This window comes from Shewanella sp. BJSY2023SW001 (genome assembly GCF_047314685.1).
Taxonomy (GTDB): Bacteria; Pseudomonadota; Gammaproteobacteria; order Enterobacterales; family Shewanellaceae; genus Shewanella; species Shewanella indica.
In genome coordinates, this window is the sequence record NZ_JBKORF010000067.1 from 14,158 (window position 1) to 31,168 (window position 17,011).

Sequence of the window (17,011 nt, forward strand, 5' to 3'; positions counted from 1 at the left end):
CAAACCGGGCCATAGCGTTACGAGTCGCGGCCATTGAGGCGTTCAATGATCTGTGCCTTGGCCTCTTCCTGTGCCTGCAATGCTTCCTCTTCCTGTTTCTGCCGCATCAGCTCATTGAAGGTAATGCGGGCAGACTGGGCTTGCTCCGAGGCTTGCAGTTTACGTTCCTTCGCCGTCATGGCTTCATCTGTGAGGCGCTGCAGCTCGGCAAGTGACTCATCGGGCGCATCCCCCAATTCCAGGTGCGATTCACTGCGGCTCAAGGCTTCACGGCGCAGCTGTTTTTTCAGCTCCCAGATGGCATCCAGGGCTTCACGCTCGGCATCGGCAGCCTCTATGGCACTGTCTCGCAGCTGCTCAAACTTGGCCAGCGCCTGGCCCTCACGGCTCCAGGGATCGACCTCAGGCAGATCCGAAATATTAATCACGGGATCCTCATAACCATCCTGATGACTCAGGTCCAGCATGGCCGCCTTGACCCCGGACATCATCAGCATCACGGCTATCACCAAGAGCGGCAAACCACCGACGATAGCCGCCGTCTGCAAGGTGGCGAGCCCACCCATAAACATCAGTACCGAAGGCATAAAAGACAGGGTAAAGGCCCAGAATAGGCGGTTCCAGCGCAGTGGTTCCTCGGTGACATTGTTTTGCACCACGGATGCCAGAATATAGGAGATGGAATCAAAGGTGGTGGCGGTAAAGATGATACACAAGATCGTAAAGACTGCGATGACCAGATAGCTGAACGGCAACTGCTCCAATATCGCAAAAATTGCCCTGGTCGCCCCGTGTTCATTGAGGATACCCACCACATCCAGCTCACCGGATAACTGCAACGACAAGCCGAAATTACCCAAGATCATAAAGTACATGGCACAGCCCAGGGAGCCGAAGAAAATTGAACCGGCCACCATCTGTTTGATGGTGCGGCCGCGGGAGATCCGCGCCACAAACAAGCCCATGCTGGGGGCAAACACCAACCACCAGGCCCAATAGAAGATGGTCCAGTCCTGAGGGAAATGGGTATTCTCAAAAGTGCCCAAACCACCGAAAGGCTCGGCCCAGGTGGCCATCATAAAGAAGTTGCTCAGCATACGTCCCAGAGAGTCCAGGCCGGTTTCCAACATAAAGATGGTAGGGCCGGCAAACAAAATAAATGCCAGCAGCGCCAGCGCGCCCCAGAAGTTAATATTACTCAGCACCTTAATGCCTTCATCCATTCCCTTGTAGGAGGAATAGGCAAACAGTGCAGTACACAGAAGCAAAACCCCTATCTGGCTACCCGTGGTCGATGGTAGATCAAACAGGTAACTCAAGCCTTCGTTGATCAGCGGCGCCGCCAACCCAAGCGTTGTCGCCGCCCCCCCCAGCAAGCCGAAAATAAACAATATATCGATAAACTTACCGAGCTTGCCGTGACTGCGGCCTTCACCTATCACGGGCATCAAGGCCGCCGATACCTTGAGCACAGGCTGCCTGCGAACATAAAAGAAATAAGCGATAGGGATGGCCGGGATCAAATAGATGCTCCAGGCGATAGGCCCCCAGTGGAAGAGGCCGTAAGTCGCGGCCCAGCGCACCGCTTCTTCACTGCCGGCTTGAAGTTGGAACGGCGGGTGCTGATAGTAATAGGCCCACTCAATCGTGCCCCAATAGAGGATACTGGCGCCTATCCCGCCGCAAAACAGCATTGCCGCCCAGGAAGCTGTGGCGAATTCCGGCTTTTCATCGGCATCGCCGAGCTTAATCTGGCCGATATCCGAGAAGATGATATAAATCATAAAGAAGAAGGCGGCTAGCCCAAGCGACAGGTAAGCAAAACCCAACTTATCCGTCATAAACGCCTTGGCAACGGCTATCCATTCGGCGCCTTCAACCGGAAACAGCGCCAGCGGGATCACCACCGCAAGCAGCAGGCCCAGTGCACCAAAGAAAGTGGCTTTATCTATGAGTTCGAAGTGTTTTTTCATGCTTTTGCTCTTCTGTTTGTCTCCGTTCGGGAGCTGGGATCACAGGCAGAGGCCCATGCCGGATAAAATAGGCGCAAGTCGCCATCCAGTCGATTACATTTATCCGGAAAACGTACAAAAAGTGACGTAAATCAATGAGATGTTACTTGATGATATATTTGTGTCCAGCTTGTATGGATTGCTGACTATTTCAGTAAATACGATAAAACGCTTAAGACCATAAGGATTTATGTGCTTGATTGCAAGTTTGCCCCTGTCTGGGAGGTGTCATTCATAAAAGCAAGAGATTTATAAAAGCCAAGAGACTCAAAAAGCAAAGGAGCCCACAGTCACAGAGGCCCCAGACAGACCAAGTGCCAACAGCCGGCAAAACCAGGCTGCCAGTCTGCCGCTTCGCTACTGCTTCAACTTCACCCAGGCGGCCTGGGTATCACGGCTGCTTCTGGGGTCCTTTGGCACCAGCCAAAGCAGCATCATATTCAGCAGTGACGTCGAGAGCGTGGCTCCCCAAAGCAGCATCAGTGAGATGCTGATAAGGATATAACTGACGTAGGAATCTATTGAGGACAGGGCCAGACTGATCACCACACCACTCCCGGGTAATAACAGTAGAGTAATAAACAGCATCAAACATACCGTCTTGGCGACTGACCACCCCAGATTACGAGCCCTGCGACTGAGAATCCTGTAGCCGAAATAGAGGCTGGGCAGTAACCAAAACATGATGAGCGTCCCTGTCCCCTGCCCTTCAAGCCGCAGCAAAGACCGCAACGCAAAAGCAGGGGAACCGGAAGTTTGCACCATAAAGGTTAGCCATCCGAGAAACAATCCGTTGAAGATCCCCAGTATCATGCTGCTGCGAAAGAAAGCCAACGCCGGCGTCTGACGATCGGGGGCGCACCCCTTACGATGCGCCAGCAAAGGGTGTTCAGGTTCAACGTTTACCAAGGGAGGCCGAAACAGGTAGATCAGTAACTGCACCACCAGCCAAACAACAGCGCAGCCCAAGGCAAACATCAAGCCCAGCCAAGGCATCATCTTGTCAAACTGAAGCATGCTCAGTAGCTTTGGGTAGGAGAAGCCGAACAGGATGTTCACCAATGCCAGCGGCACACCGCACCAATACCCGAACGCCCGTCGCCCTATAGCAACATGCGCTGCCAGCAACCCCGCACCTATACTGAGTTGTAGCCCAGTTGCCAAGATAGCCAACAGTGAAATAAAGAAGTCGACCTCTCGAATTGCCAGCAGCAATGAAGGTGAGAACATGTACACCAGTTGCCACTGATAATGGATAGCCAGCATGGGCAGCAGCGCAATAAAATAGCGACTCCGGTCGCGGGCTTTTTCTGCCCCGCCAAACTCAGGCTGAACAAAGAGATCGCTAATCACCCTCGCCATGCTGTTGGCCGATTGTCTCAATCCCATTGCTCATCCTCCTCGAAATGCTTGCCAGTCAGAACTGGATGAACTCAACTCGGCAGCCCAAAGCCGTTCGGTGCCGCCTTCAGCGAATGGACGCATCTGCAATAGATGGAGAACCGGGCCACCTATACCAGACTTTGCTTTCAGCAACCTGGGGCCCAATTCGCCCCCCTGGGCGTATCTCTCTGGATAGGGGGCAAAATCCAAAACCTCAATCACAAAACAACCCTTTGTTATTTATGATAATTACCCCTGAATTAAGCATCATTTCATTGATAATCATCTTCATCCTGATAGCTCATTTCATATGGCAGGAGGCGGTTAAAGGCCTCGCCGTCAGGGGTATCGGCATACTTGCCGAGCAAGGTATCCAGATTGCCATCCTGTTGGAAAAACAGCTCATGATCGACATCGATACAGTTGAGGTATTGGGCCACCAGCGGCAGATATTGGCTGCCGGCCAAGCCCAATTGCAACGCACAGTCGGCCAGTGCCGGCTTGCTGATATGTGGATCGCTGTAACAGTAATGGAGCCGCTCATTGGCAATGAATAGCCCCAGCAGACGCGCCATATAGTTCCGGCCTTCCAATTGGAGGGCCACAGCCTCAAAGAAGCGCGCCTCATCCCAGCTTTCGGCGGCATCATAAAAACCGAGGCGCAAGTCTTTACCCGACTTTAGCGATTCAAAATCTGTCAATGCCCGCAGCACCAGCTTGTCCAAGGCCTCAAGCCTCGCACTCGCTGACTGCAGATCCCTGACTTCGATTCGCGAAAAACCAAGCAAAGGGGGAACTGTATCCTGCTCCTGCGCCTGGGCATGGAAGCTGCTCCATTCTGTCTGCTGTAATTGCACAGCAAAGCTCGCGTCCATGGCGGCGGGCGCTTGGTTCATCTGGCTGGCCAGATCCAAAGTGGGGTTGGGATTGACGCGCCACAGATAATGCCAGTCGGTCAGCAAGGCGCCCTTGCCGAGGAGTTTCATGCCCTCCTCGTCGTATAAGTCATCTTCGCCATCCGGGAGGTACAAGGGTGAGCGCCACTGCCCGTCCAGAGAAACCTTGCGGGTCGCGCCGCCATGCCAGCCAAGCCAAAGTGCCGCTTCGTCATCGCAGTAGGCAATATCATCCAGCTGGAGCCAGAAACGCCCCAGCGCCTCTTGCCAGTCGAGATTGTCGACATCGGCCGGGGCCAACAGCATGTCGGCGTCATCGGCCAGTTGCTCGCAGGTATATTGACGCACGCAAAAACGGCCTATCTCGCGGCCAAGGCGCAAGTCGATGCGCTGCAACTGATACGCCAGCGCCTCGGTTTCAGCATCGGCTACCCGGCTCAACTCCATGGCCGGCAGGGTAAGCTCACCGCGCTCACTGTCCAGCGCCAGGGCACACTCCCAGAGCGCTTCATTCCCCGGCGGATTGGGCAGAGGCATGGCCGCCACCTGCAAGAGCTCGGAATAACGGCCCTGCCATTGAACTTGGCTAATGTTATTACCTACGGGGTCACTACCTACGGGGTTACTGCCCACAAGATCATTGCCGACGACAGCCATAGGGTCCAGCCGCAGCAAAAACTGCCAGGCCTGGGACCGACGACGCCTACTGCGGTGACAATGCAGGATCAAACTGTTATCCGGCCCGGCATAGAGGCGATCGGTAAAACTCAGTCCCATGCTGTCCGGCAGTCCGGTCGCATCGACCTCGGCCCAAGGGCTACCCTGATTATCCACCTCATCATTCAGCTGCATGGCAGCCGAGGGCGAGAGGTCCCTGTCCTCCAGCCAGTGCCAGAGCATTAAATCGTAACAGCAGCGCCGGTCATTTTCGCCCAGTGATGCCAGGGTTCGACCATCACTCAATACCGCGACTTTGAGATATTCCATCCCGGTATGAGCCAAAAACTCCTGCTGCCGACGCGCCAGATCCACCAAGTAGAGACAGCCCTGCTGATCCCAGATAACGCAGCTCTGCTCACGCCCCGGCACCCCATGAAAACAGCCACTGACCTGCATAGTGCCCTCGGCCATGGGAAAGTCTGTGCTCCAGATGAGCCGATAACCCGAGCCCGTATCTGCCGCTTCATAGAGATACAGGCAAGGGCAGCCATTGTCCGCATCGATATAGATAAGTTTACCGTCGCCAACCGGCGAACTTGTGAATGACATATTTCTTTATCCTTTGCTCAAAAATACCAGCGACTGCCAGTTATCCTTGTTATCGAATTATTCGTCGTCATAGTCGCCTTTCTCGGCCAGCTTAAACTCCGGGTCGTTATAGGGGCTTGGGACCGCCGCCAGGAAAGCCGCCAACTGTTGCGAGCCCTGATGTTCGGCAAAGATCACTTTCAAGGTGCGATTGATATGAAATGGATGCACGGGTAAGGCACTGAGAACATTGAAATAGTCCGCGAGTTGCGGCAGTGCCTGCCTGTACTGGCTGAGCGCCAAGGCAGCCTCGGCCAGCACTGGCTGTCCCTTGGCTCCCAGCAAGCATCTGGCCTGGGGCAGACGGCAGTATGCCGCCAGGATGGCCGCAATCAACTCAGGCCCCTGCTCCAGACGCACGGCATAGTGGAAGAAGTCGTACTCGCTGTGCCGATTCCCCAAACCATCGACAAAGGCAAACCAGAGCCTGCCAGGCTCAGTAACTGCACTATGGGTTATTTTCTGTTTCAAGCGGCCAAGCCAACCGGCTCTGGTTGCAACGGTGGCTCTGGTTGCAACAGGGGCTCTGGCTGTTACTGAGGCTAAGGGCGCTCCGCACGCCTCCCCCAGGCTCTGCTCCAATTGGGGCAGCACCGCCAGTAGTTGCTGCAAGAGTTGCAGCCTGCCTTGATTTGATGTCAGATCGTCACAATAGAGAGTCACCCTGCCACTGGGGCAAGGCTCGGCCTGTAGTTGACTGGGAATGTGCATAGGCTTGGGTTGATAGCTGCGGCAATTGAGCGGGCACTTTTGCTGTTCGCCAGCCAGCAGGCTCTGGGGCACAGCAGCTTGGGAGCCGATGTCGACCGAGTAATGACTGGGCTCATCGAGATCACCGAACGCCAACCAGAGCCGCCCTTGGTCGACACCCTTGATCATGACCAGATCATCACCATAGTGGCTCAAGGGCCGCCACTGCCCCGCCGCATCTTGGCTGCCCAGTTGGTACAGAGGGGAAAGCCTCTCGCCCTTCGGCGACACCTTTTGTACCACACCCCCTTTCCAGCCCAGCCAGAAGACTTGCTCCTGCTCGCAAAAATAGCTGGAAGTCAGGCTGTTGAGCAGTTGCTGCCACTCGTCGTTATCCTGGTGGGATATCTCACCGGCGGCAATCCGCTCCAGCGCCTCCTGAACCGCTTCGGCATCATATTCATCACAAATATCGGCCATGGCCAGCAAGCGCACCCCGGCATCAACTTGACGGCCAAGATTCATATCTATCAGCTGCAACCTGGCTTCGTAACGCACAGGCTCGCCCTCGGCCTGATGACGGCTCACCCCATCGGCGGCCAGGGTAGTGATAAGGCCGTTGGCACGGTTCTGGAACCAATAATCTCGCGGTGAAACCTGCACTGGAGCCGGTTTCCCCGGCAGAGGCTGTTCGGACCAGGTTTCGTTTGACGGGTCAAAATACACCAGTTGCTGAAAGCGGAAGCGGTAACCCTCATGATCATTGCAACCATAGAAGGCCACGCGTCCATCCCGGGTCAGAATCAGTGACTCAGGCTCGATTTCGGCGCTCACAGGCCAATGCTGTACCGGCTCCATGGCCGCGAGATCGACCTTGAGCAAGCTGTGGCCGCGCGCAGCGATGCCCACCCGCCCGATCACCCACAGGGTCTGGTTATGGCTATCGAGCCAGGCCCCGGGGCTTCCGGTGATTTGTAAATCCAGCACCTGTTCACAACTGCGCGCCTGATAATCGCAGACAAAAAGCAGTCCATTTTGGCCCAAGGCCAGAAAGCGAGTGTCATCCAGCCACTGCAACAAGGCCAGCTCGCCATCCTCGGTTCCCGGCAACTCACATTGCCACAACAGGGTGTCGGCCTCGGCAGAACTCTGGATAACCTGAATAAGTTCAGGGCCGATAAAAAACAGCTTGGCCTGTTGCAGGCGGATATTAGTTCTTACATTGGCATTCATTGAGTTATTCCTGTGATTTGCAATCAGGCGGGGAAATCGGCCAGGACAAATCCTGGACAAAACGGCGATATTGGCGGCGCTTGAGCAGCCCCTGGCCGTGGCGCCGTTGAATAAGCGGCACTGAGTGCTGTTGATGAAAAGCGGCGCCTGGAACATCAGCCAGCATATTGAAATAACGAGCCAACAAAGGCAGATAAGCTATGTCATCACCAGCCAGCGCCAGCACTGTGTCCGACAAGGCCGACTTGTCGGCGCCGCTGCGCAGACTTGCCGCATCCGGATAGGCCAGCAGCTTCTCAACGGCTTCTGCCAACAGCTCGGCACCGCCCGGCACAGCTATCAGCGCGGCCACAAACTGCGCCTCGGTCCATTCACAGCCATGTCTGTCGCTAAAACGCCACTCCAGGCGCTCACCCTTGGCGCTGTTTGGTAAGTCGGCCAGGCGACTGACCATCTCTTTGGCGCTGGCTAGCAAACACTCCCCCAGCTCCAGATAATCGGCCTCAATAAGATTGAGTCCCGCCTCACCATGGGCCAGGCTCTGCTGCTCACTCATCACCAACTCAGGTTTAGGCCAGAAATAACAGGGTAAACTCTGGCACTCGGCTTCCCCAGGCAGCATGGGCCTGACAGTGCTGGTATCCAGCGCATATATCTTGAACCCCACCAGCAGCAAACGATTGGCCGTAGGTGAGGTCAATTGATAGTCATAGTGGTCAAAGGCTACCAGGGCAAAGGGATTGGCTTCGTCGCCAGGGAGTGGGCATTCGTTGGCGCGATAGCGAGGCGACACCGCCTTGAGGCGGAAGTGTTCCTCTGGCGCCAGATAGCCCTTCATCAGCTCGCCACTGCGCCAACTCAGCCAAAAAGCGGCTTCATCCCGGCAAAGGCGGATACCGCTCAGCCCGTCAAACAGGCTTTCGAGTGCATCAGTCAGCTCATCTTCATCACAGGTATCTTCGCCGCTCCTGAGCGACTCAAGCAAAGTGGAAAACTCATCCGGATCCAACAAGCCATCATGACTGTCAAACCAAAGCACCGGCTGTTGCCAAAGCACATCAAGGGATTCGAGAGCTACCAGTTGCAACTGCAACCCAATGCGTGGACTGTCACCGCTCTCATCCAACAGACACTCAGACACAGGCAATAAGGCCAACTGCCGCTCAGGGCAAAGGTGTATACTCGGGCAACGGACGCCTTTAAGCAGCGGTTTGCCCTCAATCCGGTGAAATTGGCTCTGGCCATCGACCACATTGATGCACCAGAAGCCATGCTCCCGCTGCGCCAGAGAGCCGCATTTACGCTCATAGAATAAAAAACAACCGTCACGGCGCCGCACCATGGTGCTGCCAAGGCGGCGATTATCCAGATATTCAGGCAAGCAGATATCCTTAATCAGCCGCCAGTCGGCCAGCGACCAGCCCAGAAGACAGGGATATTCATCATCCCCTCTTGGCTGCTCGGCCACATACCAGAACTCGCCTCTGTCTTTATCCAGCCAACCATGACCATAGATGCCGACATTTGGCAGATTGACCATCAGCCGAGGCCCGGTTTCGATATCACCGGCATAGATCTGCCCGGAGCAGGTGGCGACCACAAATTCGCTGTCGCTGTAGAAGGCGCTCAGCACCACTTCATCCTCGGCCTGAGGTAACTCATACTGCCAAAGCAATTGCTGACGGCCGTCAGCCAGCGGCGTCAACAGCTGCAACTGCGGGGCGCCGGCCTGCTTCGGGGAATGTAAAATCCATTTGGCAGCTGTCATTTGAGACTCCTGTTGTTAACAGTAAAGAGATAGCCACGTCCGTATATCGAAACGGCATGATGAAATAGCCCCAAAGCACCCATCAAACATAAAAACAACTTGGCATGGCTAAGGGGGCTTGCCAGGTGCGTATACAGAGCAAATAAAGGGGAAGGAAGCGTTTGGCCTAGATTAACCAGCAGCCTAATGGGAAACTGAACGACAATAGCAGTTTTCAAAACAATCCTTTTCGATGGCCTTAAGGCCTGAGCCCATCCAGGGCTCACTTAAATTCAATTCGACCGCGATAATAAGCACAGTCAATACAGTCGAGGCGGCCGCCAGAGCATCCTTAAGATCCCTTGGCGGGAGGGTGGATTTTGACGATTCCAGCCATTGGAAACAAGTTAAAACACCAACAAAGTGATATGAATCAATAAGAGGGAAAAAATTTACACCATAGTCAAAACCTACTAAACGGATAAAAAGCTCAGCTCACTGCGGCGAGAATGTCGGCGTGGCCAGGCGCGAGGAAACCAGAGCAACCAGGATATGCTGCTCCGGTGATAAAATAGGAACGGTTTCTGTATCAGGCAAACCTGTCATCAGAGAGAGTTTGCAGTGGATCTTTGCCCTGTTCATACCAACCATCACGGGTATTTTGCACGCAATCAAATGCCTGAATATAAGGTTTGATATCTATGATGGGAGTGCCATTGAGCATATCGATCCCCTTAACATGGATACGGTTGCCCTCTAAACGGTCAATTTCCAGTATCGACAGGCCTATGGGATTAGGGCGCTTGGGTGAGCGGGTTGCAAATACACCACGCAATTGATTATCGAGAAAAGGTTTAACCTTGAGTGCTCCCTGCTTACATTGATGCAGATGAAACAGCACATAAACATGGGAAAAACCATCGAGGTCGGCCAACCCTTCGGCGTAGTCGGGATGGATCACCAAGACCCCTTGGTTATCGGCGACCTTGCTGCCCTGGATCGGCATATTGGCCAATTCTGTGTACTGGGTTTCGGCATGGCCTATGGCGGTAAAGCTGACAACTTGCATAACAACTCCGTTGCAAATACAGAGTTACAGTCTACCTCAAGGCTCAGAGGGGATCCTCAAGACAACTCACATTCCCGCCTCAGGGAACGCTGAGCAAGGTTTCTTCATCAAAGTACTTCTGCCGCAGACGCCGCCCCTCTTCCGAGCTCAAAACACGGTTGAGCACAGCCTGAAAGTCACTCACCAATTGTGCAGGGATACCGGCACTGAATGCAAAACACAAAGGCTTATGACTGACCTCAAGCAAAGGCGCCATCATGTCCGGTTCATAGCCTTGCCGTTTAAGGGTACTCACCAAGGTTAATCGGTTGCTGGACAACAAATTGGCTCGGCCACTACTGAGCACCCTAATCGCCTGCTCCAGGCTGCTGGTACGCACCAACAAGGCGGGATTGAAGCCATGACTCAACAGCAACTGCTCACCCACATCATCTCTGACTGCCACCACCACTAGCCGCTTGGCGTCATCCAGGCGGGTTAATCTCGGCGCCATCTGTTTAAATGCATACAGATTTAACTCCAAAGTGCCCAGACTGCAGGCCCATTGAAACAGGGGAACCCTGGCATCTATGCGGGCCGTGGAAAACAACACCACGTTATCGCGGCTTGCCAACAGGTAGTAGCCTCTGGCCCATGGCAATATCTCTATGGGTTGCGGCTCAACCGCCATCTCCCGCCAAACAAGATGCAAAATGTCGGTTGTGAATCCGGAAACCTGACCCTGTCCCAAACTAAAATTGTAGGGAGGGTATTCTTCAGTGAGATACCTGAGCTGGCTCAGATCCGCAGCCGCCAGCACACTGCAACAATAGAGCAATAGCGGAAAAAGTAAGCGCATAACTACCCCCCCGGACAACTATATCTATAGGAAGGACCTCTGCAGGTCTTCAGTGCTATGCCTTGAGTGCCAATGGTTGTGCACGCCACTCTCGACAGAAAGAAGGTCACGAGGATTTACTCGCGCCCAGCTTAAGTGTTGTCAAAGGTGGTTCAACATACAAACCCGGGTTTCAATGCTTATTAACTCATTGTATTTATATATTTTTTAACAAAACCATTCGAAAGGAAAGTCCTCACATCCAGCAAGCCACGTCAGCAGCTCACCAAAGGCTTGCATTATTTTTCACGACGCCTTGAGCATGGAGCCCACCTAAAGGCTCTCAAAATGTCGATTTACCCCCTTAAAATCGCGTTTTAAGCACTTATCAAAGTCATGATTTTAAAGGTTTTATTTTTAGTGATATTCCAGAGTGCCGATGTTAGCCTGCAAAGATTGTTGGGAAGGCGCAAACCAACCCCATATTTGCCTGCCTAGGCAGAGTTCGCCGAAAGAGGTAGCGTCCTCCCTGATTAAAGGAAGCCGTATGGATATTATCGATAAAGTTTTTCAACAAGAGGATTTCTCACGCCAGGATTTGAGTGACAGCCGTTTTCGCCGCTGCCGCTTCTATCAGTGTGACTTCAGCCACTGTCAGCTAAGGGATGCCAGTTTCGAGGATTGCAGTTTCATTGAAAGCGGCGCCGTTGAAGGGTGCCACTTCAGCTATGCCGATCTGCGCGATGCCAGTTTCAAGGCTTGCCGTCTGTCTTTGGCTAACTTCAGCGGTGCCAACTGCTTTGGCATAGAGTTCAGGGAATGCGATCTCAAGGGCGCCAACTTTTCCCGGGCCCGCTTTTACAATCAAGTCAGCCATAAAATGTACTTTTGTGCGGCTTATATCTCAGGCTGCAACCTGGCCTATGCCAATTTGAGTGGCCAATGCCTGGAAAAGTGCGAGCTGTTTGAAAATAACTGGAGCAATGCCAATCTCAGCGGTGCTTCCTTGATGGGCTCCGACCTCAGCCGCGGCACCTTCTCCCGCGACTGTTGGCAACAGGTCAATCTGCGGGGCTGTGACCTGACCTTTGCCGATCTGGATGGACTCGATCCCAGGCGGGTCAACCTCGAGGGGGTCAAGATCTGTGCCTGGCAACAGGAGCAACTGTTAGAGCCTCTGGGGATAATAGTGCTTCCGGATTAGCCTGAAGGCAACTTAAGAGGCAAATATCACTTGAGTTCCGCGCTGCAACAGGGCAGATTCTGCTATAGCAGAGCATTACCGCAGGAATGCCGTTTTCTCTGCTGCCGCAGCCGACGTTATACCTTCCCTTCAAAGGAGGCATTATGAAGACTCAACTGCACGCCGAGCTGGCTCAGGTCAAGCGCTCTTTGGCAATCACCCAACTACTGGGAGCACCAGGCATCTTACTCATAGGTTTGGCACTCTATGGCCTGGTTATCGCCGAAGGAGATGCCTTCATCCAGGCGCTCAATAATCCTATCAATTGCTATCTATTAATCGCCATTGGCTCGGCCATCACGCTCTGGGAAGCATTAAAGATTATTAAGCTCTCCAAAAAACAAACTCAGCTTCTCAAACAACTCGATGAATGTAATGAGTTGTCGGAAAAGGAAAACGCTTGATGCTGAAAAACACCTAATGAATTAGACACATAGGAGAAATAATGGAATTAGAGATTCAAGTTACTTTTCGCACAGGAGACAGCATAAGAACCCGACGCTACAAGAGTGAACAAGGTGCCTTACGGGGCATTTGGAAATGGCTCAACAAGCATCAGGAGCAGGGAGATATTCAAGCCAGCTTCTTTTCCCCCGAACAGGGCCACCGCATCTTTACACAACCAGAGCAGCTCAGTGAATTTGAGCCCCAAACCATAGATAACTTTTATCAATCCAGGGCTTGGCTAGCGCTCAGATATCAGGTGCTGCAAACTCACGAGCACAGATGTGCAAAGTGTAACCGTACTAAAGCCGAACACAATATAGTGCTGCATGTTGACCATGTACTACCTCGCAGCAAACACAAAGACAAGGCATTAGATATCAATAATCTGCAAATACTCTGTGAAGAGTGCAACCTTGGGAAGTTGGACAGATGATTTATTGTTCAGTAAATCACCCGTCAAAAAAACAACTCATTTACCGCTCAGAAACAAAGCTGCTAACATTCAAAGTTGGGCAAAGCACGTAATTTTATAAAAAATATAAGTCAACAACATAGACAAAAATCAGCTTTCAACCAGGCATTCTCTCAAGCTTAGGTTTTTGAAAGCATACTTTTAAGTACTCAGCAGCAGACACATGAGTAACAACATACGGAAATTTGCATATGAAAAATATAATAATTGCGGTCTTTTTAACCGGACTAGTAGCTTGCAGCTCTACGCCAACAGCCATGGTTTTCGACGGCAGCAGTGCAGAATCCACCCAACGAGGTGTTATTAGTATCATGAGAACATTAAATTCTCATGACAAACAGGAATTCGTGATGGCCTTGATGAAAATCCAACATGCCGAATTCGACAGTCCTCTGGCCGCGATGAAACACTCAGATCAAGCGGGTCAAATTGACTTTGCCCTGGTGGGTAAAAAAATCGATGGACTCACCTTAGAGCAAGTGCTCAAACTTGCACAAAAACCAAGCAACAGGTAAAAACTGCACAACAAAGCCGCTAACACGTTAGATAATAATGGCGCGCATCAGCAGTTATCCCGACACAAAGAGCCATATTTTGGCTCTTTGTTGCAGTTGGAGGCGGGAGTCTACCGGGAGTTCTGATTGAGTAAGCATGTCTATAGCACTCCTTGCCAGGTATGAGTATCTTCTCATGCCACCAAACCAAGCTCAGTTTAGTAAGACATTGAGAGTTAGAGGTTAATTATCCAACAGCAAGTATTGAATACTGTCGGGCGCAGTGTTGCCTCTACTGCTATTATCGGCTGAAACAGCAAAAACAGGGCATAAGTCACAGTTCCCCTATCATGAATGGCAGGCTCTGCTATAATTTGTGCCCGAAATTTCTCAGCCAATTCCAGACGAGCGGTAAGTCATGTCCACTACAGGTGTTGAACTCTTTAATCCCGGCCAACAGACACAAGCCCCTGCTGCGGCCCCCAAGCAAATGGTGCAATTGGCCGATAACAAGTTAGAGCTGATGGCGCCGGCCAAGAATGCCGACTTCGGTATTGAGGCCATTCGCCACGGGGCAGATGCGGTCTATATTGGCGGCCCGGCGTTTGGTGCCCGTCATACCGCCGGTAACAGCATAGAGGACATTACCCGCCTTTGTGAGTTTGCCCATAGATATCACGCTCAGGTATTTGTCACCATCAATACCATATTGCTGGACGATGAACTGGAAGAAGCCAGGCGCCTGATCTGGGCGGTGTACGAGGCAGGTGCCGATGCCATTATTGTGCAGGACCTGGGGCTGCTTGAGCTGGACTTGCCCCCAATTGCACTGCACGCCAGTACTCAGATGGATAATCGGGTTCCGGCCAAAGTCGCCTTTCTCGAGCATGTGGGCTTTTCTCAGGTAGTGTTGGCGCGGGAGCTGAGCCTGAGCCAAATTCGCGCCGTGGCCGCCGAGACCAAGATGCGACTTGAGTTCTTTATCCATGGCGCCCTGTGCGTGGCCTACAGCGGCCAATGCTATATCAGTGAAGCCTACACAGACCGCAGTGCCAACCGCGGCGAATGCTCACAACAATGCCGGATGCCGGGTAATCTCAAGACCCGCCAGGGCGACATTATTGCCAGCAACGACCATATGCTGTCGCTGAAGGACAACAACCAGACAGATAACCTCGAAGCGCTGATCGACGCCGGGATCCGCTCCTTCAAGATAGAGGGCCGACTCAAGGACCTCAGCTACGTCAAGAATGTTACCGCTCACTACCGCCAGCAACTGGATGCTATCATGGCGCGTCGGCCCGAGTTTGAACCCTCGTCCCACGGCCGCTGCAGCTACAGCTTCACCCCGGATCCTGACAAGAGCTTTAACCGCGGCAAGACGGACTACTTTGTCAATGAGCGCAAGGCGGACATCGGCGACTTCCGCACCCCGAAATACTTGGGAATAGAGGTCGGCAAAGTCAGCAAGATAGGCAAAGACTTTATCCAGGTCGACTCGGATACCGAGTTCCACAACGGTGATGGCCTGGGCTTCTTCGCCGCCAATTATCAAAAGGCCAGATTGTCGGATGACAAGCTGACAGGTTTTCGGGTCAACCGCGCCGAGGGCAACACCCTGTATCTAAAAAACATGCCGAAAGATCTCTATGTCGGTGCCACCTTGTATCGCAACAAAGATCAAGCCTTTGAAGCCCTGCTGGCCAAAGAGTCTGCCGAGCGCACCCTGTTGGTGGACTTCAGCCTCAGCAATACCCAGACAGGTCTGGCGCTGACCGCTGCCGACCGTCATGGCCATCAGGCGACAGTGACCGCTGACTTCGAAAAACAGCAAGCCAAGGATATTGGCCGCAACCGTGAATCACTCGGCAAGCATCTCGCCAAGCTGGGCAATACAGATTTTCGTCTCGGACAGGTAGATTTGGGCGATGCCGAAGCCGTTTTTGTACCGGCATCCATCATCAATGGCCTGCGCCGTGATGCCGTTGCAGCCCTGGACGAAGCGCGCATTCAGGGGTATCAAAGACCCACGCCCTGGATACGGGACGATAGCGCCCGCTTCCCGCAGCGCAGCCTGACCTATCTTGGCAATGTGGCCAACCAAAAAGCCAAGGACTTCTATACCCGTCACGGGGTGGTATCCATCCGTGATGCCTATGAAGTGCGGCCGGTGAAAGGCGATGCGCCTTTGATGATCACCAAACACTGCATACGTTACAGCTACAACATGTGCCCCAAAGAAGTGCCGGGGATCAAGGCCGAGCCGCTGGAGATGGAGCTGGGTGGCAAGCAGTTCAAGCTGGTGTTCGACTGCCATAAGTGTGAAATGCTGTTGGTAGGTTAAGGAGAAAAATATGGGATTTTTAAATGCCTTGATGGGCAATGCCAGTGAAGTGGATCTGGATAAACTCAACGAAGAACTGGCGCCGATTATGGCCGACGGCGAACAGTTGCAGCTGGCCTATAAGCTGGTACGCGACACCTTTGTCTTCACCAACAAGCGCTTGATCTTGATAGATAAACAAGGCATGACCGGTAAGAAAGTGAGTTATCACTCCATCCCCTACAAGGCGATAGTGCACTTTGAAGTGGAAACCGCCGGGCGCTTTGATATGGATGCCGAACTCAGGCTGTGGATCTCAGGCCAGACAGAGCCCCTGGTCAAAGAGCTAAAACGCGGCACTGATGTGGTGGGTATTCAAAAGACCATAGCCAAATTCACGCTCTGAGGTTAAAAAGGGAAGGATTCCCCCTCAACTATTAGCTCGAAATGGACGTATTTACTGTGACTGTTTCGCTGGAGCGCCCTGCAAAGAATGTTAAATTGGGAGGGATTAGGGGTAGGCAAGACGAGTGTTTGCACCGAACACCAACCAAGGCAAAAGTGTGTAACGCCTTATTTTAGCCACAAAAAACCGACTCAAGGTCGGTTTCTGCTCTCTCTAAGAGAGATGGTACCAGAGGTCGGAGCGACGGGGGCTGGCCTTCCAGCCGACACGCGCGTGGCGCAATAACCTGCCCAAACCTACCCAGACCTGACTCGGAGCTAAAAACGAAAAAACCGACTCAAGGTCGGTTTCGACTCTCTCTAAGAGAGAGGTGGTACCAGAGGTCGGAGCGACGGGGCTGGCCTTCCAGCCGACACGCGCGTGGCGTAATAACCTGCCCAGACCTACCCAGACCTGACTCGGAGCTAAAAA

Annotated in this window: 14 protein-coding genes; 6 read left to right on the plus strand and 8 right to left on the minus strand. The window is 53.0% G+C overall.

Translation table 11 applies throughout. The features are described 5' to 3' along the window. Positions 1-17 precede the first annotated feature (17 nt). The 8 genes from ACMHXH_RS15560 to ACMHXH_RS15595 form a co-directional block, all read right to left on the minus strand. Positions 18-1,973 carry a BCCT family transporter gene (locus tag ACMHXH_RS15560; protein ID WP_039034981.1) on the minus strand — a complete coding sequence of 652 codons (1,956 nt, stop codon included), beginning with the start codon at positions 1,971-1,973 and terminating at the stop codon, positions 18-20. A 396-nt stretch (positions 1,974-2,369) separates the two neighbouring features. Then, complete coding sequence (locus ACMHXH_RS15565; RefSeq protein ID WP_335912468.1) at positions 2,370-3,401, minus strand: hypothetical protein; 1,032 nt, start codon at positions 3,399-3,401, stop codon at positions 2,370-2,372. A gap of 3 nt (positions 3,402-3,404) precedes the next feature. Beyond that, a complete protein-coding gene (locus ACMHXH_RS15570) occupies positions 3,405-3,617 on the minus strand; it encodes a hypothetical protein (protein WP_335912466.1) in 213 nt (70 codons plus the stop codon). Positions 3,618-3,667: 50 nt separating this feature from the next. Further along, positions 3,668-5,560, minus strand: coding sequence for a hypothetical protein (locus tag ACMHXH_RS15575; protein ID WP_335912464.1), 1,893 nt, complete (start codon positions 5,558-5,560; stop codon positions 3,668-3,670). Positions 5,561-5,617: 57 nt separating this feature from the next. Then, positions 5,618-7,522 carry a hypothetical protein gene (locus ACMHXH_RS15580; RefSeq protein ID WP_335912462.1) on the minus strand — a complete coding sequence of 635 codons (1,905 nt, stop codon included), beginning with the start codon at positions 7,520-7,522 and terminating at the stop codon, positions 5,618-5,620. A gap of 4 nt (positions 7,523-7,526) precedes the next feature. Beyond that, positions 7,527-9,290: a hypothetical protein gene (locus ACMHXH_RS15585; protein ID WP_335912460.1), complete on the minus strand. Its 1,764-nt coding sequence runs from the start codon at positions 9,288-9,290 to the stop codon at positions 7,527-7,529. Between the two features lie 568 nt (positions 9,291-9,858). Continuing rightward, positions 9,859-10,338 carry a tRNA (N6-threonylcarbamoyladenosine(37)-N6)-methyltransferase TrmO gene (gene tsaA, locus ACMHXH_RS15590; RefSeq protein ID WP_020442393.1) on the minus strand — a complete coding sequence of 160 codons (480 nt, stop codon included), beginning with the start codon at positions 10,336-10,338 and terminating at the stop codon, positions 9,859-9,861. A 79-nt stretch (positions 10,339-10,417) separates the two neighbouring features. Next, the gene (locus ACMHXH_RS15595; RefSeq protein WP_234501644.1) at positions 10,418-11,176 is read right to left on the minus strand and encodes a substrate-binding periplasmic protein; all 759 of its coding nucleotides are present in this window, start codon (positions 11,174-11,176) and stop codon (positions 10,418-10,420) included. Positions 11,177-11,702: 526 nt separating this feature from the next. Between ACMHXH_RS15595 and ACMHXH_RS15600 the strand changes: the two genes are divergently transcribed. From ACMHXH_RS15600 to ACMHXH_RS15625, 6 genes are all read left to right on the plus strand, one after another. Further along, positions 11,703-12,359, plus strand: coding sequence for a quinolone resistance pentapeptide repeat protein QnrA2 (locus ACMHXH_RS15600; protein ID WP_039034975.1), 657 nt, complete (start codon positions 11,703-11,705; stop codon positions 12,357-12,359). Positions 12,360-12,502: 143 nt separating this feature from the next. Continuing rightward, a complete protein-coding gene (locus tag ACMHXH_RS15605) occupies positions 12,503-12,802 on the plus strand; it encodes a hypothetical protein (protein WP_039034974.1) in 300 nt (99 codons plus the stop codon). Between the two features lie 41 nt (positions 12,803-12,843). Next, a complete protein-coding gene (locus tag ACMHXH_RS15610) occupies positions 12,844-13,278 on the plus strand; it encodes an HNH endonuclease (RefSeq protein WP_052248180.1) in 435 nt (144 codons plus the stop codon). A gap of 230 nt (positions 13,279-13,508) precedes the next feature. Beyond that, the gene (locus tag ACMHXH_RS15615) at positions 13,509-13,832 is read left to right on the plus strand and encodes a DUF6694 family lipoprotein (protein WP_143078423.1); all 324 of its coding nucleotides are present in this window, start codon (positions 13,509-13,511) and stop codon (positions 13,830-13,832) included. Positions 13,833-14,301: 469 nt separating this feature from the next. Continuing rightward, on the plus strand, positions 14,302-16,155 hold the full coding sequence (locus ACMHXH_RS15620) for a peptidase U32 family protein (protein WP_071476766.1): 1,854 nt from the start codon (positions 14,302-14,304) through the stop codon (positions 16,153-16,155). Between the two features lie 10 nt (positions 16,156-16,165). Continuing rightward, positions 16,166-16,540 carry a PH domain-containing protein gene (locus tag ACMHXH_RS15625; protein WP_335912458.1) on the plus strand — a complete coding sequence of 125 codons (375 nt, stop codon included), beginning with the start codon at positions 16,166-16,168 and terminating at the stop codon, positions 16,538-16,540. Positions 16,541-17,011: the final 471 nt, after the last annotated feature.